A 22,154-nucleotide genomic window follows, 5' to 3' on the forward strand; every position below is an offset into this window, starting at 1 on the left:
ACCTACCTTCTGTCTATTAAGATTACGGTAATGTTATCTTGTCCACCTAGAATCAAGGCTTGATCTACAAGTGTATTTACCTTGGTTTCGCTGTCATATTTTTCGTTCAATACCAATTCGATTTGTTCATTGGTTAGAATATCGCTAAGTCCATCAGAACAAAGCAAAGCACAATCTATTTCATTGCATTTTAAGGAATGTACGTCAAATTCTATGGTTTCGTTGGTGCCCAAAGCTTTTGTTAGGACGTTTCTCTTGTTATGAACTCTTGCTTCCTCTGGAGTAATATCGCCAATTTCTAGCAGATAATTTACAAAACTATCGTCTTTGGACAATTGTTCCAATTCTCCTTCTATCAAAGCATAAATTCGAGAATCTCCAATATTTACAAAATAGAATTTTCCCTTAAAAATGTAGAGCAAACTAAGGGTTGTACCCATTCCTCTATATTTAATATTCTTTAAGGATTCTTCATAAATGATTTTATTGGCTTCTACAACGGCATCTTCCATAAGACGAACCAAACCGTCCTCATTTTTTACCTTATTTTTTAATTTTTCTTTGACAATGCTAACAGCTAATTCACTCGCTTTTTCTCCGGCGGCATGGCCTCCCATACCGTCTGCAAGAATAAAATATCGATTGTTTTTGTCTAGGAAATAATTGTCTTCGTTATTTTCCCTATGACCAATATCTGTTTTTATATATGATTTCATTCTCGAACACCTTTTATTCCATTTTCATACCCAGCTTTTAACTGACCACAACTTGCATTAATATCCGAACCCAGCTCTCTTCGAACCGTTGCGTTTCTATGATTTTTTTCCAAACGATGTTGAAATTGATAAATTCGATTGCGATCCGGTCTCTTTCCATTATAATGCTCATTTGGGTTTAATGGTATCAAATTTATTAACACATTTAAGTTTTCCGTCCATCGAATCAACTCTTTTAGATTTTCTTCCTGGTCGTTTTCCCCTTCAATCATTGTATACTCCAAAGTAACTCTCTGTTTGGTTTTCTCTTGGTATTCCCTTAGAGCCTTAAACAATTGAGATAGAGAATGTTTATGAGCCACAGGCATCAGTTTTTCTCTTCGTTTTTGATCCGTTTCATGTAAACTAATGGCCAATTGCACTGGCATTTGTTCCTCTGCCAAACGCAAAATTTCTGGGACCAACCCACAGGTAGAAATCGTCATACTTCGATAGCTTAAATTTTTCCCTTTTGGATCGTGTAGAACCCTTAAAAATTGTATTACATTTTCATAATTATCTAAGGGTTCGCCACTTCCCATTAAAATAATATTGGAAATATTTACTCCCAATTCTCTTTCCACTACGTATATCTGCTCCAACATTTCAAAAGGTCGCAGATCTCGAATTTTTCCATTTTGTGTAGAAGCACAAAAGCGACAACCCATCTTACAACCTACCTGAGTCGAAACACAAAGACTATGCCCATGTTTGTACTTCATCAAAACCCCTTCAATGAGCTCCCCATCTTCCAAACGATATAGCATTTTTTTTGTATCATCTTTTTTAGAAGGAAAAACTTTTTCTATTTGAACAGAAGACAAAGCCCCAGGCAAAATTTCTTTTATTTTTTTTGGCACATTTTGAATTTCTTCTAGGGTTTTTCTTTGACCATGAATTCCTTCAAAAACTTGCGTACCACGAAAAGAAGGGAGATTTTGTGCCTTAAAATATTCACAAAGTTCTTTTTCTGTCATCTCTAACCAATGCATATTATCCCTTTCTCTTTAACAATATCATAGAAAATCCATCTGTACCATGAATATGTGGCCAATACCTCTTCCATGATGAGGCCTTTTCAAAGTCTGGATTTTTCTTTAGAAAAGCATCCACAACTTCTTCGTTCTCAACTTTTGTTATGGTACAAGTACTATATACAAGTTCTCCATCCATTGAAAGATATTGAGCAGAATTTTCAAGAATCTTTAACTGAATTTTTGAAAGTTCTTTGCAATCCTTCCATGTGACACGATTTTTAATTTCTGGTTTTCTTCGAATTAAACCAATACCAGAACAAGGTGCATCTACAATAATCCGATCAAAGGATTGAACCCACGCCTTATGTAATTGAGTTCCATCTTGCACCTGTATATCTAAATTTTTTGTAAGGCCGAGTCGTTGGGCGTTTTCTTTTAATTGTAATAACCGATTTTCATTGCTATCAGCAGCAACCACCTGGTCGCATTTTCTTAAAAGTTGAAATGTTTTTCCCCCAGGAGCCGCACAAACATCCAATCCCTTTTTTCCTTTTTCAGACAACATTTTTGCCACCATTTGAGAAGCAATGTCTTGAACATAGAAATCACCTTTTTTATAAAATTCTGTTTCAAACAATCCGTTGGGATTTTCTATAATTAACCCCTCATTGGAAATTTCCGAAAGCTTTGATGCAAACCCGTGTTTTTTTAGCTCTTCTGCCAATTTTTCTCGATTCATTTGGACGCTTCGAATGCTAAAAGGAGCTTGTTGATTCATGGATTCTAGCAACAACGGAACCTCCTCTTTGGATAAAACACTCTGAAAATACTTTATCCATTCTTTTGAAAAAGAATATTCCAAAGAAAGTTTTTCTAAATGGTCTTTCGTTTCGATTTGAAAAGCTTGAGGATTTCGCAAAACATTTCGTAAAACTCCATTTACAAAACCGCTTGCTTTTTTGTTTCCATAGGTTTTTGTTAACTCAACGGCTTCATTTACAATGGCATGATTGGGTATGCGGTCTAAGAAATGAATCTGATATAGAGCCAATCGCAAAATGATTCGAATGTTTTTTTGTATTTTTTGATTCCTCTTTACAAACTTAGAAAGAACGGCATCCAAAAATATTTCGTTGGAAACCGTCCCATAAGTTATTTCTTGTAAAAATCTTCGATCCCTTTCATCTGAAATTTTATTCCCGATAAGAGAAAGGCTATCTTTTAAGTAAATTCCTTCCTCATAATCTCGCAAAATTTCAAATGCGTATTCTCGAACTTTTTTCGTCATTAATCTCTACCCCTTGAATTTCCTGCAATTGATAATAAACGCAAAAGAGTTCCTAAAGCTGTTAACAATGAGGCTACATAGGTAAGAGCCGCCGCAGATAATACTTTGCGTACCCCAACCGTTCCCTCTTCAGAATAAATGATGGTTTGTAGTTCCTCTTTTGCTCGATTGGATGCGTCGTATTCAACGGGCAACGTAATCAATTGGAATAAAACAGCTATGGCAAAAAGAGCTACTCCTAATTCTACCAAAAAGTTTTGGAAGAAAATTCCTAGAGCTACTAAAATAAAGGCAAATTGAGAGCCAAAATTTGCTGCTGGTACCAATACGTTTCTAAGTTTCAAAAATCCATAATTTTCAGCGTCTTGAACCGCATGGCCTACTTCATGGGCTGCGATTCCTAAAGCGGCAACAGAGGTTGAATCATATACCCCTTGACTTAATCGCAAAACTTTGCTTCTTGGATCGTAATGATCGGTTAAGTTTCCACTAATTCTTTCAATTTGAACGGTATATAGCCCGTTTCGATCCAAAATTTCTCGGGCTACTTCACGACCCGTCTTTCCGGTTCCGCTGTTTACTCTGGAATATTTTGCATAATTGGATGAAATTTTGCTTTGGGCATACATGGCCAAAATCAATCCCGGTAAAATATAAATCAAATATTCCAAATTGTACATCATAAATGGCATATAAGGCATAATTATCCCTCGATTCTATCTACAAATCCTTTCTCTCCCAATGGATTCCCTGCTAAGAAGGCAGCAATATCCATTCGTTTTTTTCCTTCCCTTTGAATGGAAAGAAGAGAAAGGGCTCCTTTTTTTGTCCCTATATATAATTTTTTCCCTTCCACTTGGAAAGCCCCAGGATTCAATGTTTTTTCCACAATCTCTGAAGCAAATACTTTGAAAGTGGACCCCTCTACGGAAAATTTTGCTCCTGGTTTAGGAGAAAATCCCTGAATTTTTCTTTTTAATACAGGAGCCTCTTCATTGTAAAAATCCAACACTCCCATAGAAGGATGAATTTTATCTGCGTAGGTGCTCTCCTCATGGTTTTGTTCTTGGAAGTGAACCTTTCCTTCTTCTACCAAAGAAACAAATTCCACAATTCCCTCTGCTCCTAAATGGGATACCGCTTCAAAAAGTTCTCCCGTGTCCATATCTCCAATTTCTAAATGTTTTTCTAAGGCAACTGGACCGCTATCTAACCCTAACTCCATTTTCATAATGCTAATTCCCGTCGTTTCTTCTCCTTCTAAAATGGCATGTTGAATAGGAGCGGCTCCACGATATTTGGGAAGGATAGACCCATGAATGTTAATTGGATAAAGTTTCGGAATATCCAACACATCTTGTTTCAAAATTTGTCCATAAGCAACTACAACAAAAAGATCTGCTTCTTGTTTTTTCAAATACTCAATAGATTCTGGATCGTTTATATTTTTGGGTTGGAACACTTCTATTCCCAATTCTTCCGCCACCATTTTCACAGGAGTTGGCTGTAATTTCTTCCCTCTGCCTTTTTGTTTATCTTCTTGTGTAACAACCAAAGTAACATCTACTTTCTCAGCCAAAGCTTTTAATGGAGCAATGGCAAAATCAGGCGTTCCAAAAAAAACACATTTCACCAGACTCACTCTCCTTGTTTCTCTACATCATACATTTCTGTGGCTTTGTCTGTGTATAAAATTCCATCCAAATGATCCATTTCGTGTTGAATAATGCGAGCCAAAAAACCTTCTGCTTCTAAATTTTTCTTTTTCCCTTGAAGATCTTGGTATTGGATGGTCACTTTTTCTGCTCTACAAATTTTTCCCATCTTTTCTGGCACAGAAAGACAACCTTCCATTCCATCCACCTCTCCTTCGCGAGATTTAAAAATAGGGTTTATTAATTCCAATTTTGTTCCTTCATAATCGTCAATTACAATGGCCTTTTTCAAAATTCCCACTTGTACGGCGGCCAATCCCACTCCTTGGGCCTCATACATTGTTTCTTTCATATCTTCAATCAAATTTTTCAAATTCTCATCAAATTTTTCTACTTCACGAGATTTTTTCCGCAAAATAGGATCTTCATCTGTTCTTATGGTACGTATTGCCATATTCTCCTCCTAATCCATATCTATTTGTAGTTTTATTTCGTTTTTTTGATTTTTTCGGTAATAATTATATAATACCCGTTTCATATCTTCCAATAACAAATCATAGCCCTTCAAATCGCATTTTACCACAATTTCAAACTGATATTCCCCTCGTATTTTCGGTTGCTCAGAAGGGCCTAAAATTTCCATGGTCAATTTTTTCTGTTCCTTCATCTTTTCCATGGTTCGAATCCATTTTCCCGACTCTTCATAAGCCAATGACCGATTTTCAGATAACAATCGAAGGAAAAATAATTTTACAAAAGGTGGATAGTTGTTTGCTTTTCGCAAGTCCAATTCTTTTTTATAAAACGCCAAATAATTTTCCTCTTTTGAAAGTTCAATACTATAATTATCCGGCGTGTACGTTTGAATTACAGCTTCTCCGATCCCATCAAAACGACCGGCTCGACCAGAAACCTGGGTTAAAAGCTGATAGGTTCGTTCTTGAGCTTTGTAATCGGACACATATAGAGATGTATCGGCTGCAATTACTCCAACAAAAGATACTTTAGGGAAATCCATCCCCTTTGCCAACATTTGTGTTCCTATAAGAATATCAATCTTTCCCTCTCTCATATCTTGGTAAAGATTTTCGTAGCTTCCTTTTTCCGTCATTGTATCTCGATCCATCCGACGAATTCGTGCCTTAGGAAACATTTTTCTTGTAAATTCCTCTACTTGTTCCGTTCCAATTCCAAATTGTTTCAAATATTTACTTCCACAAACGGGACAAGTTTTTGGCATCTCTTCCGTCTTTCCACAATAATGGCAACGGAGTCGACCAATATTTTGATGATAGGTCATGGAAATATCGCAATTTTCACATTTCATAACATGCCCACAACTTCTACAACTTACAAAATGACTATATCCTCTTCGATTGAGAAAAAGAATCCCTTGTTTTTTTTGTTCCATTGCCTTCTGAATACCATGGAACAACTTTTCAGAAAAAATACTTACATTTCCTCTCTCTAGCTCTTCCCTCATATCGACAATTTCCACTTTAGGCGGTTTTGCCTTCTCGTGTCCTCTTTTGCTCAAGGTTAGAATCTCAAATTCTTTTTTTTCTGTGCCTCGATAAAAAGCATTCACCGATGGAGTGGCTGAGCCAAATACACATCTCGCTCCCTCAATTTCACTTAACATTTCTGCCACTTCTCTAGTGTCATAACGAAGAGCATTATGATATCCATAGCTTTCCTCGTGTTCCTCGTCGACTACAATAAGGCCTAAGTTTTGAATCGGTGCAAAAATAGCAGATCGCGCCCCAATTATAATGCGACTCTCTTGTTGTAGAATTTTAATCCAAGCCTCTGCTTTTTCTCCATAGGATAGGCGAGAATGAATCACTGAAAGAATATTTCCAAACCGCTCTTGGAAACGATGGGTAATTTGAGGCGTTAGTCCTATTTCTGGAAGCAAAATCAAAACCGACTGATTTTTTTCTAATACCTTCTTCGCCAACTCCATATAAACTTCTGTCTTTCCGCTCCCCGTCACTCCATGAAGATAGAATTTCTTTTTCTCGCTATTTTCTATGCGTTCTACTACTTGTTTTTGTTCCTGATTTAGTTGTACAGGTGACTTCTTTTTCCCTAAAACTTCTGGCTTTTTTTCTTTTTTTAGAATCCATTCCTTCTTTTCCAGGGTCTGAATCGGACTGGGACTTATTTGTAAATCCATCATGATTTCCTTCTGTGAAAGAGGCCCTTTTTCTTCTAAATACTCTAAGACCCGCCTTTGTTTTTCGTTCATTTTTTCGGTTTTTTTTCGGTCCGGGTTGATCCAATAAACGAAATCTTTTTTCTTTTTTACGCCCTGTTTCAATTGGAAAGAACGCTGAACTTCTCCTGATTCTAAAGCTATTTTTATTTTGGGAATATCTTTTACTTCCTCATAAGTAAGATATTCTTTGTTTCCAAACTTTTCTTTTAACCCTTCTATAGAGGAATTTTCCTGTAAATAATAGCGTTCTTCCATCTCTCCTATAATGGATTTTGGCAAAAACCAAGAAAAAGCTTGATGATAGGTTAAGAGATATTTTTCTCGCATTTTCATCCCTAGAGCAATTCTTTCTGGAGACAAAACCGGTTCTTTATCTAAAATCGAGAGAATGTCCTTTGTTTCCGTTTCCGCCGAGTCAGAAATTCGAATCACCACAGCCATCTCTTCTCGATTTCCCTTACCAAAAGGAACAATGATTCGCTTTCCGATTTCTATTTCTTTTTCAAAAGATTCTGGTACGCAGTAAGTGAAAAGCTGATCGATTTGTCGTATGGATTTGTCTATAAATACTTCAACATACATATTTTCTCCTCCTACGTAGAAAAAGCTAGAGAATCTCTAGCTTTTCAATCCTTCTTCTACTAAATCCAAAATAACTTTTGCCAATTCTGTTTTGGCCATCATAGGATAGTCTTTTTGCCATCCTTCTTTATGGAAAATTTTTACGATATTTGTATCGCCTTTAAATCCGGCTCCTTCTTGCGTAATATTATTGGCCACAATAAAATCAAAGCCTTTTTCTTTTAATTTTCTTTGGGCGTGTTCCTCTAGCATATGGCTTTCTGCTGCAAAGCCAACAATGAATTGATTTTTCTTTAATTTTCCAAAATGTTTCGCAATATCTGGATTTGGTGTCAATTCAATGGTTAGAGAATCTTTTTCTTTTTTCTTTATTTTCTCATCGGTATAATGAGCAGGTCGGAAATCAGAAGGTGCTGCCGATTTTACAAGAATATCCGCTGAGTCAAATTCTTTTTCTACCGTCGCAAACATTTCCAATGTCGATTCCACCGGAATAACTTTCATCCCCCAAGGGGCTTCTAATTTCGTTGGTCCACTGATTAATGTTACGTCCGCTCCTCGATTTCTTGCCAATTCGGCAATAGAATATCCCATTTTCCCAGAACTATGATTGGAGACAAAACGAACAGGATCAATTCGCTCCAAAGTTGGACCTGCTGTAATCACAACTTTTTTCCCTGCTAAAGTTTTTTCTGTAAATACGTAGCGAATTCTTTCTACCATATCTACAGGTTCCATCATTTTTCCGGCTCCTACATCCCCACAAGCCAATAGCCCATCACATGGATCAAAGAAATGGACGCCTTCTTCTTTCAAGGCTTTCATATTTTCTTGGGTTTGTTTGCTTTCATACATAGCTGTATTCATAGCAGGAGCAATGGCCAAAGGACATCTTCTTGCTTGCAATACCGTCGTTAACATATTGTCCGCAATACCATAACGGATTTTTGCAATGGTATTGGCGGTTGCTGGAGCCACTACAATTAAATCGGCCCATTTTGCCAAAGAAATATGTTCCACATCCATATTAAACAATTGATCAAACATCTTTGTATGAACCACGTTACCTGAAAGAGTTTGAAAAGTAATAGGGGAAACAAATTCGCAAGCAGCATCTGTCATAACTACTTTGACTTCTGCTCCTTGCTTCTTCAATCGACTTACTAAATCTACTGATTTATAACAGGCAATTCCGCCCGTTACGCCGAGAAGGATACGCTTACCTGTAAGCATATTAACCCTCCTGACTCATTTCCTCTTCGGAAAATTCTTTTTCAGACTCCAATCGTTCTGCTTCTTTTAATTCCATTTCTTTCCACAAAGCTCTTTGTGCTTCTTCTTCCTCTTTGCTACAAAAAGAGATCGCTCCTTGGCTTGCTTCATCCAAAGCAATGGAAACCGGACGTTCATGAGTTGTTTCTACTAATGGTTCATCGCCATCTACAATTTCTCTAGCTCTTTTTGAAACCAACATTACCAAACTATATCTACTATTTGAAATTTTTGAAATTTCGCCAAAAGATAATATATTCAACGAATTTCCCCCTCTTCTATTAAGTTCTTTTTAATATCATCATGTCTCTTTACACGAAGACGTTCCGCAGCAATAATATTTTCAATGTCTTTTACCGCTTGTTCTACTCGATCATTTACTACGAAATAATCATACTCCCCTACAAAATCCAACTCCTTAAAGGCATTGGAAAAACGAGTATTGATATCGGCTTCTGTTTCTGTACCACGGTTTACAATTCGTTTTTTCAATTCTTCCATTGTTGGTGGCAGCAAGAAAATAAACACTGCTTTTTTGTATTTCTTCTTTATTTGAAGGGCCCCTTGAACATCGATTTCTAAAAGGACGATTTCCCCCTTCTCAATTTCATTAAATACAAATTCTTTTGGAGTTCCATAATAATTTGTATGAACGTAAGCATATTCTAGTAACTCATCATTTTCAACCATTTTTTCAAACTCTTCTTTTGTTTTGAAAAAATAATTTTCCCCATCCACTTCATTTGGGCGAGGTTGTCTTGTTGTGATGGAAGTCGAAAAGATAATATCATTTCTTCTTTCCATTAACGCTTGGCTTACGGTACCTTTCCCACTTCCTGATGGCCCAGATAGGACCAATAAAAAACCTTTCGACAAATCTATCCACCAATCTTTCTTTCTGAAATTTGAATGTAATTTTTGCATGGAATCTCCATACTATTCAAGGTTTTGAACTTGCTCACGCAAGTTTTCGATATATGTTTTCATCTCTACTACATCATGTAATATTTCAATATCCCTTGCCTTTGAACCCATCGTATTTGCTTCTCGATTCATTTCTTGTAATAAGAAATCCAGTTTTCTCCCTTTGGGTTCTATAGAGTTCATTATACCATTAAATTGGTCAATATGAGAACTCAATCGCACAATTTCTTCCTCAATCGAAATTTTATCCATTAACAAAGCCACTTCTGTCGCAAAACGACTTTCGTCCATGGAATATTCTCCTAATAATTCCTCAATTCGTTCTCTTAAAATCGCCTTTGACTCCTCTTGTGTCCATTGGGTTTTCTTTTCTGTACGAAGAACAATTTCTTGAAGAATTTTTAATTTTTCTTCCAAATCTTTTTGCAAGCTTTCCCCTTCTACTCGGCGCATTTCTTTTAACCCATTTACCGCATCAGATAAAGCCTCTTCAAAATCCTTCTTAAAATCCTCTTCTTCTACGCTTTGATCCTTCTTAATCATAACGCCCTTTTGATTCAATAGCCATGGCAAAGAAATGGTCTCTTCTTTTCCCACTAACTTTCCCGCTCTCTCATATATCTCTTGTACAGTGGCCAAATATTCTTCGTCCAATTCAAGGCTCTCTTGCAATATATATTCTATATCCACATATACATCAATGTGACCCCGCGAAAATTCTTTATTCAATCGATCTTTAATCAAAGACTCCAAAGCCATTTGATCCCCTGTTCCGCGAATTTTTATATCCAAAAATTTATGATTTACGGATTTCATTTGGATTTTAATGGAATATTCTTCCTTTTGTCTTTCTCCAATTCCAAAACCTGTCATGCTAAACATACAATCACCCCTCGTTATATGGTATTATACAATAAAACCACCTACGGCTTAAAGGTGGAATTAAAAGGAGTGATACGATGAGTTTTGATGGCACCGTCACCAAAGCCTTAATATATGAATTAAACGAACAGTTTACAGGAGGAAAAGTAGACCGAATTTTCCAGACGGAAAAAGATGAGCTTCTTCTCCAATTGCGTAGTGGGAAAAACAGAGGAAATCTTATTTTGTCTGCTTCCGCTAACAATCCAAGGGCCTATATTACCCAAGAGAAAAAGAAAAATCCCTCAACACCACCCGCTTTTTGTATGTTACTGCGAAAACATTTGGAATCGGCCACTATTTTGGGATTTGAACAAATTGAAATGGACCGAATGATTCATATTCATTTGGAAGGAACCAATGAATTGTTTGACCGCGTGCAAAAAATTCTGGCCATTGAAATTATGGGGCGTCATTCGAATATTATTTTAATTGATAAAGAAAGTCATACCGTTATTGATAGTATCAAACGTGTAAATTCTATGGTTTCTCGAGTTCGTCAAGTTTTGCCGGGGCTTCCCTATTCTTATGAAGAAATTCTATCCAAGGAAAATCCTCTAAAGGAAACACCAGAAAGGTTTCGGGAAAAATTTGAAAATTCTTCCGATGTTAGCGTGAAAAATTTCTTACTTCAAAATTATATGGGCTTTAGTCCTTTAATTGCCCGGGAAATTTCCTATCGCGCCACCATTGAAGATGCCCTCCCCCTTTCTCATATGAAAGAGGAACTTCCAAAATTGGAGGAAGCTTTCTTTTCTACTATGAAGATTCTAAAGGAAAATCGTTACGAGCCCAATGGAATTTTTGAGGGAGACCGAGTTGTTGCCTTTTCCTGTCTTCCTTTGACTCAATATCCCGACTCGTCCCGAAAATCTTACGATTCGATTAGCGAGATGCTAGACAATATTTTTACCTCTAAAGATTTAGGAGATCGCATTCGCCAAAAAAGCCAAAATCTCCATAAAATGATAAAAAATCAATTGGATCGTGCCTTGAAAAAACAAGAAAAGATGGAATTGGAACTTCGTGATGCTAAGGAACGGGAAAAGTATAAAATCTATGGAGATGTTCTCTCTGCCAATTCTTGGGCTGTGGAACGAGGGGATCAAGAAGTTACCTTAGAGAATTTTTACGACAATATGAACCCTGTTACGATTCCTTTGGATATAAAAAAAGACGCCGTTCAAAATGCGGCCCACTATTACAAAAAATATTCAAAATTAAAACACGCAGAATCTACCATTCAAGAACAATTAAAACACACGCGAGGAGATATTCGTTATTTAGACGAACTCCTATTTACCTTAGAGGAAGCCGAATCTGTGGAAGATATTGATTTAATTAAAGAGGAATTCCGGGAAGAGTTCTTAAAAAAATCTCCTTCTTCTCAAAAAAAGAAAAAGAAAGAAAAACAAAGAGATTTTCTTTCTTTTGAAACAGAAACGGGAGAGAAAATTTACGTTGGACGAAACAACCGAGAAAATGGGGAGTTGACCTTGAAATTTGCTCGAAAAGACGATTTATGGTTCCATGTAAAATCTGGCCCAGGCTCCCATGTTATTCTCCGTTCTCCGGAAGAGCCAACAAAAGAAGCCATTGAAATGGCTGCTTCTTTGGCGGCCTACTACAGTCGACAAAAACTGTCTGCCAATGTAGAAATTGATTATACCGAAAGAAAATATATTAAACGACATCCTCTAAATCAACCGGGGCTTGTTATCTATACTGATTTTCAGACCATTTTTGTAACTCCAGATAAGAAGATTTTTTCGAAACTAAAAAAATATGAAAAAGCTACGGGAACAATACTCCCGTAGCTTTTTCATTCTAATTTTTCTCCATACTGGTCCATAAGGTCTATTGCATCTTGATATTCTTCTTCACTAATTTGACCAGATTGATAAGACTGATTTAAATTTTCTTTATAATCCTCTAAAAAAGTTCCTCCTTTTTCCATCTTCCTTAGATCATCTACATTGGTAAATTCATTCTCTGTCTCATAGGAAATAGCCCTACCATCTATTGACTTCAATATACTACTAGGTCCATTTGTTGGAGCATAGTAATCTTCTCTTGTGTTGTAATCGGATCCAAGAGGATAGTATAAGAATAAAATAAAATGGTTTTTCCCAGTAAATTTTATTTTATCATAGTCTCCTATGGTAACTTCATTCACCCCATCTTCAAGTTCAATCTCTCCTCCAAGAGTTCTTACTTGGATTGAATCTCCAACAGACTTATTCCCCTTAAAAACTTCTACAATCTCAAATTTGGTATCTTTGAAAGTCATGGGATCTCCTCCTGTAGCAGATTTTACTCGGAAAGGAGGGGTTGTACCTTTATACTTAACCTCTACCACAAGGTCTGATTTCATCATCATCTCTTGAGGAGTTAATTCCTCATAAACAGCAGACACATCTACATACAATTTTTCTTTAGACTGTGCTTCCTCTTTCCCACAAGAGGATATCGTCAATGCAAAAACACTTAGCAAGAATGCTATCATCCATTTGTTTGTTTTTTTCATCGTTCTCCTCCTTTTAATAAATGGCTTTTAATCCATTTCGATCATCTGAATGCAAAAATCTCTTTGTGGAATTTTTCGAAACTGTATGCCACATGACTGCAGACGAATTGGAGGAATGATCCAAACCCGCTGTATGCCCTGCTTCATGTAACATTACGGTCCAAACATCAAAAGCATTATCTTGCGCACTATTAGCAAAATTTTTATTCATATTAAAATTAATATCAGACTCTAATATAACTCCTCTACTATTAAAATAGGATTTGTTAAGAGCTACATAGGAATCTGAAACACTCTTTCTATAAATACAATTCTGAGAATCGCGAGAGGGAAAATTCATTTTAGTATGCGTATTTTGACTTACTTGCATTAAATTTCTTCCTGACCCGGAATTCCATTCATACAAAGCATTGTTAAAATGAGATTTTGTCAGACTGCCAAATAAATTATGGGGGACGTAGGTCACTGTTGTGGATATCTTTCTTCCGTTTAATGAATAGGCATATCCAAGCGACCCTAGTAGCATCACAAAAACCAAAGAAACCGCTAAAAATCTTATCTTGATTTTTACATTAACCTCCTTTTTTCAACAAGAATAACGTTTGCATCTTCAGCTTATCAAAAAAAAAATACCTCTGTCAATGCATAAAGCATGTATTAATAAAAAAGAACGATATAAATGTACCAACCCCCAAAAGTTAGACCAAAAAATCTAACGATTGGGAGGTCGGTATTTTTATGGCAAAATATAATTTTGAATTCAAGAAGAAAGTTGTTTTAGAATATTTGGATGGTAAAGGAGGAACGCCATATCTTTCTAAAAAATATAGATTAGGTTCTGACTCTCAGCTGCGCAAATGGATTAATGCATACAAAGCGTTCGGTGATGAAGGATTAATGCGTTCTCGTAAGCAAACAAAATACTCTTTCGAAAAGAAGATTTCTGTTGTAGAATCATATCTATCAAGTGAGATTTCATATCAAGACTTGGCGATTCAAGAAGGTATAACAAATCCAAGTATGATTGCTAACTGGGTTAATCGCTTTCGTGTTGCAGGTCCTGATGCTTTGAGACCTCGTAGGAAAGGTAGAAAGAAAACATTGGATAAACCTAAGATAGATAACGAACCAATAACTCAAGAAAACAGCGTTGTCGACACCAGTGCCAAACACGTAAAAGAATTAGAGGATGAACTGCTTAAGCTAAGAATTGAGAATGCCTTTTTAAAAGAACTGAGGAGGCTGCGCTTAGAGGACGAGGTAAAAATGAGAGAACGGCGCTCGTCATCAACAGCCTCCGAGGAGAATTCAAACTAAAAGACCTTCTCTCTTATACAGGCATGCCTAAGGCAACATATATGTACTGGCAGAAAAGATTTGATAGAGAAAACCCTGACAAAGAAATCGAGGAGAAGATTCTTGAAATCAGAGTGACTCACAAGAATTATGGTTATCGTCGAATGGTTGGAGAATTAAGAAATCAAGGCTACTGTGTAAACAAAAAGAAAGTACAACGTATAATGCAGAAACTAGGTTTACAGGTAACATCATTCACTCGTAAAAATCGTAAATACAGCTCATACAAGGGAAAAGTCGGAACGGTTGCTCCTAATCGTATAAAGAGACGATTTAACACGCATATTCCTCATCAGAAGATTACTACGGATACTACTGAGTTTAAATATTATGAGATTGATGTGAAAGGTCATATGACCATGCACAAGCTGTATCTAGATCCATTTATGGATATGTGTAATGGTGAAATTATCAGCTTTGGAATAGCAAGGCAACCATCAGCTAAAATGTTATGGATGCATTAGAACAGGCAATTGCAATAACCTCTGATTGTCCATATCGAAGAACATTCCACTCAGATCAAGGTTGGGCATATCAGATGAAGGCATACTCGCATCGTCTTAATGAAGAAAGAATTTTCCAAAGTATGTCACGCAAAGGAAACTGCCATGACAACTCTGTGATGGAGAACTTTTTTGGTCTCCTTAAACAAGAAATCTATTATGGTGTTGTTTACTATAGTTATGAGGAATTAAAGTCAGAAATCGAACGATATATAAAATATTATAATGAACAACGAATTAAAGAAAAACTAGGATGGATGAGTCCTGTGCAATACAGACTTAGTCTCTTAGCTGCATAAAAATTGCGTAACAGATTCTAATATCTGTTACGCAATAAAAGTCTAACTTTTTGGGGTCACATCAAAACTCAAAACTTTATATCGTTCTATCTTGTGGCTTCATTGAATTTTTTTACTCTTCATCCATATATCCCAGTTTTTTTAATACAGTTTTGTATCCATCCGCTCCATAATTTAACGCTCGATTGATTCGACTAATGGTAGCGGTTGATGCACTGGTTTCTTTCTCTATCTCATTGTACGTTTTGTTTTGTACCAATAATTTCACTACTTCCAATCGTTGAGAAATAGCTTGAACCTCTTTTACTGTACAAATGTCTTCAAAGAATCGATAGCATTCTTCTTTGTTTTCCAAAGCCAAAATGGCGTCAAAAAGCCCTTCTGTACTTTTGTTTTTTAATTTTGAGTCGTAAGTCATAGTTCAACTCCTTAGAATAGTCCCGTTATCGTTCCATCCTCTTTAATTTCCATTTTTTCTGCAGCAGGTACTTTTGGCAATCCTGGCATTGTCATAATATCTCCCGTTTTTACTACGACAAATCCCGCTCCATTGGACAATTTAATTTCACGAACATAAATAGAGAAGTTTTCTGGCGCTCCCAATTTTGTAGGATCGTCTGAGAAGGACATCTGTGTTTTTGCAATACAAACAGGCAAATTCCCTGCCCCCAATGTCTCAATGTTTTGAATTTCATCAAGAGCTTCTTTACTATATTCTACATCGGATGCATGATAAATATTTTTTGCTACTTTTTCAATTTTTTCTGTTATGGAATCACTGTAATCATATAAAGGTTTATAGGTATTCTCTTTTTCACAAAGATCCACTACAGCTTTTGCTAAATCCAATCCACCTTCTGAACCTTTTGCCCATACTTCAGATAATACAACATCCACTCCTAGGGCTTTGCATAATTCTCGAAGGGTTTCGATTTCTTTTTCTGTATCTGTTGGGAAGCGGTTGATTGCTACTACAACTGGCAAGCCATAACCTTGTATATTTCCAACATGTCTTTCTAAATTTTTATACCCTTTCTTCAAAGATTCAATATCTTCTGCGGATAAATCGCTTACTTGCTGTCCTCCATTGTATTTTAATGCACGGATAGTGGCTACGATTACAACGGCACTTGGTTTTAAATCTCCCACTGGACAAGCAATATCTAAGAATTTCTCTGCTCCTAAATCGGCTCCAAATCCTGCTTCTGTAACGGTATAATCGCACAATCCCAAAGAGGTTTGCGTTGCAATGATTGAGTTACATCCATGAGCAATATTGGCGAATGGCCCACCGTGAATAATGGCTGGTGTTTGTTCTGTTGTTTGTACTAAATTTGGTAAAATAGCGTCTTTCATCAGAAGAGTTACCGCGCCTTCTGCTTTTAAGTCGCTTACATATACTGGTTCATTGTCATAAGTTCTAGCGACAATCATACGAGAAACTCGATCGTTAAAATCAGAAAGATTTCTAGACAGACACAAAATGGCCATAATTTCTGAAGCTACGGTAATATCAAATCCATCTTCGCGCATAACCCCATTTTTTGAAGGGCCGTGGGCTACAGTAATTTGTCTAAGAACGCGGTCGTTCATATCCAAAACACGTTTTAATGTAATGGTTTTTGGATTGATCTTCAATTCATTTCCTTGATGGATATGGTTATCCAACATAGCACAGATTAAATTGTTTGCAGAAGTAATCGCATGAAAATCTCCTGTAAAATGAAGATTGATATCTTCCATTGGAAGAACTTGGCTATATCCTCCTCCAGCGGCTCCTCCCTTTACTCCAAAAACAGGTCCTAAGCTTGGTTGGCGTAAAGTTGAAATAGAAGAATAGCCCAATTTATTTAAGGCCATAGACAAACCAATATTGGTTGTTGTCTTTCCTTCTCCAGCTGGTGTTGGATTGATTGCTGTTACTAAAATCAAATGGCCTTTTTTATTTTCTTTCGCTTGATTTACAGCTTCTTGAGAAATTTTTGCCATTTTTTTACCGTAATGATTGATATCATCAGGAGTTAAATGAATTTTTTCCGCCACCTCATTCATTGGGGCAAGTTTTGAACTAAGTGCAATTTCAACATCTGACTTCATTTACAACACCTCTTTCATTTTTTCGTTTAACTTCTCGTTCATTTCGTAAACGTCTTCTACCATAACCTTCTTATAATTTTTTAATTTTCCTTTTAATTCATCATTGCCAATAGATAGCATCTGAACGGCCAATAAAGCAGCATTTTTCCCACCATTTACAGCCACTGTAGCAACGGGAACGCCAGAAGGCATTTGCACAGTAGACAATAAGGAATCCATTCCTCCAGAAAAAGAAGATTTCATTGGAATTCCAATTACCGGGCGTGTTGTTTTTCCTGCAATTACCCCGGCTAAGTGGGCCGCTTTCCCTGCCATAGCAATGAAAATTTCTGCCCCTTCTTCTTCCATTTTTTGAATGTGCTCTACTACATCCACTGGTGTTCGATGGGCACTATATACGCTCATATCAAAAGAAATCCCAAATTCTTTTAACGTTTTTGCCACTTCCAAACCAACTTCATGGTCGCTATAACTTCCCATAATGATTGATACTTTCATAAATTAGACCCCCGTTCTAAGAATCACTTTATTTAACTATTATACTATAGTTTTATGTATAGTATATAGAATTTTGCGTAATAAAAGCTAGCCAAGTTTCCTCGGCCAGCTTCTTTTTAATAGTTTCCAATATAATTTGGACTCTCTCTTGTAATTGTAATATTGTGTGGGTGATTTTCTTGTAATGTTGCTGGAGTAATTTTCATAAATTCTGTATTGGTTTTCAATTCATAAATATTTTTTGCTCCCACATAGCCCATACCAGATTTTAGACCGCCAAGCAATTGATATACTACATCCCCTACTTTTCCTTTGTAAGGCACACGACCTTCAACCCCTTCTGGAACATATTTTTTTGTTTCAGATTGGAAATAACGGTCGCTAGAACCAGAACTCATAGCTCCTAAAGATCCCATGCCGCGGTAGCTTTTGAATCTTCTACCTTCTACGAAAATTTCTTCTCCTGGACTTTCATCCGTTCCAGCAAACATAGAACCTAACATAACTACATCGGCTCCAGCTGCAATGGCTTTGGTTACATCGCCAGAGTATTTAATTCCACCATCACCAATAATTGGAATATTTTTTTCTTGTCCTGCTTTTGCGCAGTTCATAATGGCAGAAATTTGAGGCACGCCAATCCCTGTAACTACACGTGTCGTACAGATGGATCCTGGCCCGATACCCACTTTTACACAGTCTGCTCCCGCTTCAATCAAATCCAAAGTTCCGCGATAAGTTGCTACATTTCCTGCAACCAATTGAATATCTGGGAATGTTTTTTTGATTTCTCTAATCGTCTCCAATACACCACGGGATTGACCGTGTGCTGTATCAATAACAAATAAGTCCGTTCCTGCAGCCTTTAATGCCTCTACACGAGTCATAACGTCTTTTGTTACACCAATCGCCGCTCCTGCTAATAATCGTCCACGATTATCTCTTGCAGAATTTGGATATTGAATGGCTTTTTCAATGTCTTTGATTGTAATTAAACCCTTCAAAATGTGTTTGTCGTCAATCAAAGGCAATTTTTCAATTTTATATTGTCGCATAACATCTAGGGCTTCATCCATAGATATTCCTTCAGGGCCTGTAATTAAGTTTTCTTTTGTCATTACTTCATCAATGGCTTTATTTAAGTCTTGTTCAAAACGAATGTCTCGATTGGTAATGATTCCTTCAAGAGTTCCATTGGCAGAAATAATTGGTACACCGCTAATTCGATAATGGCGCATCAACTCTGTTGCTTCTAATATTGGACGCTCTTTGGACAATGAAAATGGATCTGTAATAACACCATGTTCAGAACGTTTTACACGGTCTACTTCTTTCGCTTGCTCTTCTAAGCTCATATTTTTGTGGATAATTCCAATTCCACCTTCTCTTGCCATCGCAATGGCCATTTGAGATTCTGTAACCGTATCCATCCCTGCACTCATTAAAGGAATATTTAAGGTAATTTTTTCCGTAATCTTTGTTGATAAATCTGTTTCGTTAGGAAGTACCTCCGAATAGGCAGGCATCAATAAAACATCATCAAACGTTAATCCATCTCCAATAAAATTCAAACAAACCCCTCCTTTTACACTCACAAAACAACTGCATTACATTATTCTAACAAGATTTTTTTGCTCTTTCAATACAATTTACCATTTTAACTGAATCTCTGATGGATCCATAGACAGAATCTCTACCCCATTGGGTCTTTGCAATTCAAGCTTGACCGTTTCTTCTCCCGTTCTTTTCTCAGGATTGATTACCAATTTTAGATCCGATTGATTCAAAGCTTCTATTAAATTCTTTTCACCAGATACAACTATTTTTACTTGATCTACATCCCTATCTACATCGGAGGACAATACTTCCTCAGAATTTTTATAATATAAATCTTTTGTTGATAGAACAAATTCTTTTGTTATTTTTGCGTCCCTATTGTATCGCAATAAATACGTCGCGTTGGACTCAGCCAAACGAACCCCTTCTGGCACTTCCAAACCAACGGTAAGAGTTTGAGATTCCATTAAATTCGCCTTAGATACCATTTGTGTTTGAATGGTTTGGATTTTACTCAAAACCTCATTATTTCCTACAACGTTTACCGTATTTGGTGTTATTTCTACTCGATCTCGAATAAATCCTTCTACTTCTTCTTCATCAAATTCTTCTTCATCAAAAACAATCTCTATAGGAATATTCTTAGATTTTAATATCGTTAATTGCACTTCTCCATAATTTGGTTCCAAGGTTACAGATGGAATTTCTTCCCCATTTTCATCATAGGCTACAATTTTTGCATTTACCAAAGTGGTTTCTGTCCGGCTATTCAAATTCACCTTTGCCACCACTTTATAAATGGAGTCAAGTGCCCTCTTAGGCCCGCGAATGGATACAGAATCTTGATTTAATTTTGCACTTTCTAAAATGTATCCATCGGATAATTCTCCGACCGTTTCTACATCCACCTTAAACTCTTCTGAAATTACTTTATCTACTTCCAAAGTAATTCGCAAAGGGTCTTGTTGCTGCAAGGAAACACTTGTATCCGATAATTGTACTTGAACGGGAATAGAATGAGATCCTTCGACTAGGTTTCCCACATTTACATAGGCTACAATGTCGTTGGATTTCATGGCATTTACTGTTTTTCTCTGTCCTCGAACCACCACATCTACATAGGCCTCTTTGGGACTGGTAATGTGATAATTATTTTCTCTTAAAGTCGATAGATTTCGATATTCTACCGGTATATTTTGAAAGGAACGATTTATGGTAGGGTCTACCTCGCTCATTACATAGGACCAAAGAATAATGGCAACAATAACGGAGAGGATTTTCATTATGGTTTCTCTATGACCTCTTAATTTTGATTTCATAGTCTACCACCTCTTCCCCATCGTCCGGCCCTGTCTGTATCAACTAGATTTTCTGGTAAATAAATGCTTTCTAACATGGTTTCTAAGGAAGGCAAATCAATGTGTCTGCTTAATTTCCCGTACTCTGCCACAGAAATCGATCCTGTTTCCTCGCTGACAACAATGGCCATACAGTCGCTTCGTTCACTGATTCCTAAAGCCGCACGGTGTCTTGTCCCCAATTCTTTAGAAATATTTCTTTCATCAGACAAAGGCAAAAAACTTGCCGCAGATAGTATGGTTTCATCTTTTATTACCACTGCCCCATCATGAAGAGGGGTATTGGGAATGAAAATGTTAATCAGCAAAGCAGAGGATATTCTAGCGTTTAATTTGGTTCCTGTATCCACAATTTCACTTAGCCCTGTTTGTCTCTCTATTACAATTAGAGCTCCTATTTTTTGGCGAGACAAAGAGCCAATGGCGTCAATGAGCTCTCGAATAGCTGAATGGCGTTTTTTCTGATCCCCTAGCAAAGAAGTCCGCAAAGAACTACTTCTTCCTATAAACTCCAACCCTCTACGCAATTCTGGTTGAAAAACAATAAGAAGCGCCAAGAATCCCAATGTCATTAAGTTACTTAGTAAATAATGCACCGTAAATAATTCAAACCATTCGCTGGCCTTTGTTAAAACCAGCAGAATAATAATCCCTTTGCTCAATTGTTCCGCTCGTGTACCGCGAAGGAGTTTATAAAGCCAATAGACAACCACCGCTACAATTGCAATATCAATAATATCTTGAATTCGTAACGTTGATAAGGACCGATTTATAAAATCAATCATTGGTTTCCCTCCTTTTTATAATCGTAATATAAGAAAATACAACAATTCCAACTCCTAACGCCAACAATACATCCCCCAGGCTCATAACCTTACTCCCAGAAAGAGGAGATTGAAAAGGGATGATATCGCACAGAAATTGCATGTTCGTATTTTCGTCCAAAATCTCATGAGTCATTGCCTGGTTTTGAAGTAAAATTTGTATGGTTTTGCTATCTTGTATTTTTAGCAAAGCATTCATTGACACAGGCATTTTCCCATTTGAAAATACAGCCAATCCATTCATCAAAAATCCTATTCCTACTAGAATTTTTCCTGGATGAAATTTTGGCAGCAAAAATCCTAGAGCCATCCCAAATAGGCCCAACCAATGAAATATGGAAAAGTTTTCATAGATAAAGCTTCCCAAAGAATTTGGAAGATATTTTGGGCCATAAAGAGCCATTAGAAATAAACCCGCTCCTAGAACAGAAATCCATAGTTTGGACAGCTCTAAATGGGGAAAATAAGCTCTTTTCTTTTTAGAAATAAAGAACCCAAAAATCAGGCCTACAAGAATACACTCTAAAATCATATACGCTC

The 22,154-nt window shown here is 36.7% G+C and carries 21 protein-coding genes and 1 pseudogene; 2 read left to right on the top strand and 20 right to left on the bottom strand.

Going from position 1 to position 22,154, the window contains the following annotated elements; all coding sequences use genetic code 11:
* Positions 1-2: 2 nt before the first annotated feature.
* The 11 genes from LQU94_RS03145 to LQU94_RS03195 are packed head-to-tail and all read right to left on the bottom strand — an operon-like array spanning position 3 to position 10,556.
* Positions 3-716: a Stp1/IreP family PP2C-type Ser/Thr phosphatase gene (locus LQU94_RS03145; RefSeq protein ID WP_230635186.1), complete on the bottom strand. Its 714-nt coding sequence runs from the start codon at positions 714-716 to the stop codon at positions 3-5.
* Positions 713-1,747 (bottom strand): 23S rRNA (adenine(2503)-C(2))-methyltransferase RlmN, encoded by a 1,035-nt coding sequence (rlmN, locus tag LQU94_RS03150; protein WP_230635188.1) that lies wholly within the window; start codon positions 1,745-1,747, stop codon positions 713-715. Before rlmN ends, LQU94_RS03145 begins: the two co-directional genes overlap by 4 nt.
* Position 1,748: 1 nt before the next feature.
* Positions 1,749-3,020: a 16S rRNA (cytosine(967)-C(5))-methyltransferase RsmB gene (gene rsmB / locus LQU94_RS03155; protein WP_230635190.1), complete on the bottom strand. Its 1,272-nt coding sequence runs from the start codon at positions 3,018-3,020 to the stop codon at positions 1,749-1,751.
* Complete coding sequence (locus LQU94_RS03160) at positions 3,020-3,721, bottom strand: zinc metallopeptidase (protein ID WP_370631501.1); 702 nt, start codon at positions 3,719-3,721, stop codon at positions 3,020-3,022. The genes rsmB and LQU94_RS03160 overlap by 1 nt, the downstream gene beginning before the upstream one ends.
* Positions 3,722-3,723: 2 nt before the next feature.
* The gene (gene fmt / locus LQU94_RS03165; protein ID WP_230635192.1) at positions 3,724-4,653 is read right to left on the bottom strand and encodes a methionyl-tRNA formyltransferase; all 930 of its coding nucleotides are present in this window, start codon (positions 4,651-4,653) and stop codon (positions 3,724-3,726) included.
* 5 nt (positions 4,654-4,658) lie between these two features.
* Entirely contained in the window at positions 4,659-5,129 is a 471-nt protein-coding gene (gene def / locus LQU94_RS03170; RefSeq protein WP_230635194.1) for a peptide deformylase, read from the bottom strand.
* A gap of 9 nt (positions 5,130-5,138) precedes the next feature.
* Complete coding sequence (gene priA / locus LQU94_RS03175) at positions 5,139-7,478, bottom strand: primosomal protein N' (protein WP_230635196.1); 2,340 nt, start codon at positions 7,476-7,478, stop codon at positions 5,139-5,141.
* A 36-nt stretch (positions 7,479-7,514) separates the two neighbouring features.
* Positions 7,515-8,711: a bifunctional phosphopantothenoylcysteine decarboxylase/phosphopantothenate--cysteine ligase CoaBC gene (coaBC, locus tag LQU94_RS03180; protein WP_230635198.1), complete on the bottom strand. Its 1,197-nt coding sequence runs from the start codon at positions 8,709-8,711 to the stop codon at positions 7,515-7,517.
* A 1-nt stretch (position 8,712) separates the two neighbouring features.
* Positions 8,713-9,012, bottom strand: coding sequence for a DNA-directed RNA polymerase subunit omega (rpoZ, locus tag LQU94_RS03185; RefSeq protein ID WP_230635200.1), 300 nt, complete (start codon positions 9,010-9,012; stop codon positions 8,713-8,715).
* A complete protein-coding gene (gene gmk / locus LQU94_RS03190) occupies positions 9,009-9,626 on the bottom strand; it encodes a guanylate kinase (RefSeq protein WP_230696361.1) in 618 nt (205 codons plus the stop codon). Before gmk ends, rpoZ begins: the two co-directional genes overlap by 4 nt.
* A gap of 60 nt (positions 9,627-9,686) precedes the next feature.
* Entirely contained in the window at positions 9,687-10,556 is an 870-nt protein-coding gene (locus tag LQU94_RS03195) for a YicC/YloC family endoribonuclease (RefSeq protein WP_230635202.1), read from the bottom strand.
* 77 nt (positions 10,557-10,633) lie between these two features.
* Between LQU94_RS03195 and LQU94_RS03200 the strand changes: the two genes are divergently transcribed.
* The gene (locus tag LQU94_RS03200) at positions 10,634-12,412 is read left to right on the top strand and encodes an NFACT family protein (protein WP_230635204.1); all 1,779 of its coding nucleotides are present in this window, start codon (positions 10,634-10,636) and stop codon (positions 12,410-12,412) included.
* A 5-nt stretch (positions 12,413-12,417) separates the two neighbouring features.
* Here LQU94_RS03200 and LQU94_RS03205 read toward each other — a convergent pair whose 3' ends face one another.
* Together LQU94_RS03205 and LQU94_RS03210 are read right to left on the bottom strand one after the other, a co-directional pair.
* Positions 12,418-13,122 carry a hypothetical protein gene (locus LQU94_RS03205; protein ID WP_230635206.1) on the bottom strand — a complete coding sequence of 235 codons (705 nt, stop codon included), beginning with the start codon at positions 13,120-13,122 and terminating at the stop codon, positions 12,418-12,420.
* 13 nt (positions 13,123-13,135) lie between these two features.
* On the bottom strand, positions 13,136-13,648 hold the full coding sequence (locus tag LQU94_RS03210) for a matrixin family metalloprotease (RefSeq protein ID WP_230635208.1): 513 nt from the start codon (positions 13,646-13,648) through the stop codon (positions 13,136-13,138).
* A gap of 212 nt (positions 13,649-13,860) precedes the next feature.
* Between LQU94_RS03210 and LQU94_RS03215 the strand changes: the two are divergent.
* Positions 13,861-15,280, top strand: a pseudogene (locus tag LQU94_RS03215) (IS3 family transposase).
* 112 nt (positions 15,281-15,392) lie between these two features.
* Here the strand turns inward: LQU94_RS03215 and LQU94_RS03220 are convergent.
* From LQU94_RS03220 to LQU94_RS03250, 7 genes are all read right to left on the bottom strand, one after another.
* Complete coding sequence (locus LQU94_RS03220; protein WP_230635210.1) at positions 15,393-15,698, bottom strand: YerC/YecD family TrpR-related protein; 306 nt, start codon at positions 15,696-15,698, stop codon at positions 15,393-15,395.
* A gap of 11 nt (positions 15,699-15,709) precedes the next feature.
* Entirely contained in the window at positions 15,710-17,377 is a 1,668-nt protein-coding gene (locus LQU94_RS03225) for a formate--tetrahydrofolate ligase (protein WP_230635212.1), read from the bottom strand.
* Complete coding sequence (gene purE / locus LQU94_RS03230) at positions 17,378-17,875, bottom strand: 5-(carboxyamino)imidazole ribonucleotide mutase (RefSeq protein WP_230635214.1); 498 nt, start codon at positions 17,873-17,875, stop codon at positions 17,378-17,380.
* Between the two features lie 116 nt (positions 17,876-17,991).
* The gene (gene guaB, locus LQU94_RS03235; RefSeq protein WP_255702381.1) at positions 17,992-19,446 is read right to left on the bottom strand and encodes an IMP dehydrogenase; all 1,455 of its coding nucleotides are present in this window, start codon (positions 19,444-19,446) and stop codon (positions 17,992-17,994) included.
* A gap of 78 nt (positions 19,447-19,524) precedes the next feature.
* Positions 19,525-20,751 carry a YbbR-like domain-containing protein gene (locus LQU94_RS03240; protein WP_230635216.1) on the bottom strand — a complete coding sequence of 409 codons (1,227 nt, stop codon included), beginning with the start codon at positions 20,749-20,751 and terminating at the stop codon, positions 19,525-19,527.
* Positions 20,748-21,575 (bottom strand): diadenylate cyclase CdaA, encoded by an 828-nt coding sequence (gene cdaA / locus LQU94_RS03245; RefSeq protein WP_230635218.1) that lies wholly within the window; start codon positions 21,573-21,575, stop codon positions 20,748-20,750. The genes LQU94_RS03240 and cdaA overlap by 4 nt, the downstream gene beginning before the upstream one ends.
* The gene (locus tag LQU94_RS03250; RefSeq protein ID WP_230635220.1) at positions 21,568-22,146 is read right to left on the bottom strand and encodes a DUF5317 family protein; all 579 of its coding nucleotides are present in this window, start codon (positions 22,144-22,146) and stop codon (positions 21,568-21,570) included. Before LQU94_RS03250 ends, cdaA begins: the two co-directional genes overlap by 8 nt.
* Between the last annotated feature and the right edge of the window lie 8 nt (positions 22,147-22,154).

This window comes from Peptoniphilus sp. KCTC 25270 (assembly GCF_021012875.1).
GTDB lineage: Bacteria > Bacillota > Clostridia > Tissierellales > Peptoniphilaceae > JAJMZJ01.